The organism is Streptomyces sp. NPDC006368, assembly GCF_040612535.1.
Classification (GTDB): Bacteria; Actinomycetota; Actinomycetes; order Streptomycetales; family Streptomycetaceae; genus Streptomyces.
Map to the genome: position 1 here is coordinate 1 of NZ_JBEXQK010000106.1, position 1609 is coordinate 1609.

1 protein-coding gene and 1 pseudogene are annotated in these 1609 nt (G+C 69.3%); both read right to left on the reverse strand.

Translation table 11 applies throughout. From position 1 onward, the window contains the following. Positions 1-166: pseudogene (locus tag ABZZ38_RS30425) on the reverse strand (3-isopropylmalate dehydratase small subunit); the annotation flags it as partial. 6 nt (positions 167-172) lie between these two features. Next, the gene (leuC, locus tag ABZZ38_RS30430; protein WP_356745777.1) at positions 173-1597 is read right to left on the reverse strand and encodes a 3-isopropylmalate dehydratase large subunit; all 1425 of its coding nucleotides are present in this window, start codon (positions 1595-1597) and stop codon (positions 173-175) included. Between the last annotated feature and the right edge of the window lie 12 nt (positions 1598-1609).

Consider the following 1609-nt stretch of genomic DNA (forward strand, 5'->3'; position numbering starts at 1 on the left):
GGTTGAGGATGAAGTCGGGGTCCTTGCGCCAGGCCTCGAACAGGCCGTCCTCGAAACCGTCGCGGGTGACTTTCTTCAGCCAGTGCGCGGGGATGATCTGGTCGGTGTCGACGTTGCTGCGGCGCAGCGGGACGGCCCGGCCGGTGTGGGTGGTGAAGGCTTCCATGGCTGCTCAGACTCCGGCGGTCGCGGGGGCTTCGGACAGGTCGGCGGGCGAGGCCAGGTGGCCCAGTACCGCGGTGGCGGCGGCGACCTGGGGGGAGACCAGGTGGGTGCGGCCGCCCTTGCCCTGCCTGCCTTCGAAGTTGCGGTTGGAGGTGGAGGCGGAACGCTCCCCGGGCGCGAGCTGGTCGGGGTTCATGCCCAGGCACATCGAGCAGCCCGCGTGCCGCCATTCGGCGCCGGCCTGCTTGAAGACCTTGTCCAGGCCCTCCTCGACCGCCTGCAGGGCGACCCGGACCGAGCCGGGGACGACCAGCATCCGTACGCCGTCGGCGACTTTACGGCCGCCCAGGATCCCGGCGGCCGCGCGCAGGTCCTCGATGCGGCCGTTGGTGCACGAGCCCACGAAGACGGTGTCGACCTTGATGTCGCGCAGCGGCTGCCCGGCGGTCAGCCCCATGTAGGTGAGGGCGTTCTCGGCGGCCAGGCGCTCCGATGCGTCTTCGTACGAAGCCGGGTCGGGGACGGACGCCGAAAGCGGCGCTCCCTGGCCGGGGTTGGTGCCCCAGGTCACGAAGGGCGCCAGCTCGCAGGCGTCGATGACCACCTCGGCGTCGAAAACCGCGTCGTCGTCGGTGCGCAGCGTCTTCCAGTAGGCCACCGCCGCGTCCCAGTCCTCGCCCTCGGGCGCGTGGGGACGGCCCTTGAGGTAGGCGAAGGTGGTCTCGTCCGGGGCGATCATGCCCGCGCGGGCACCGGCCTCGATCGACATGTTGCAGATCGTCATCCGCGCCTCCATCGAGAGCTTCTCGATGGCGGACCCGCGGTACTCCAGGACATATCCCTGGCCACCGCCCGTGCCGATCCTCGCGATGATCGCCAGGATGAGGTCCTTGGCGGTGACGTCCTCGGGCAGCTCACCCTCGACGGTGATCGCCATCGTCCTGGGGCGGGCCATCGGCAGCGTCTGCGTGGCCAGGACATGCTCGACCTGCGAGGTGCCGATACCGAAGGCCAGCGCCCCGAACGCACCGTGCGTGGAGGTGTGCGAGTCACCACAGACCACCGTGGTGCCCGGCTGGGTCAGACCCAGCTGCGGCCCCACCACATGCACAACACCCTGCTCCACATCACCCAGCGGATGCAGACGCACCCCGAAATCCGCGCAGTTCTTGCGCAGCGTCTCCAGCTGCACCCGGGAAACCGGGTCGGCGATCGGCTTGTCGATGTCGAGAGTGGGAGTGTTGTGGTCCTCGGTCGCGATGGTGAGGTCAAGACGCCGCACCTGCCGGCCGCTCCTGCGCAGACCGTCGAAAGCCTGCGGGCTGGTCACCTCGTGCAGCAGGTGCAGATCGATGAAGAGAAGGTCGGGCTCGCCATCGGCGCGCCGGACGACATGATCGTCCCAGACCTTCTCCGCGAGAGTCCTACCCATCGCTTTCCCTCC

Excerpts from the sequence above, each read along its gene's own strand:
- leuC (WP_356745777.1), bottom strand. The coding sequence starts at position 1,597 with ATGGGTAGGACTCTCGCGGAGAAGGTCTGGGACGATCATGTCGTCCGG.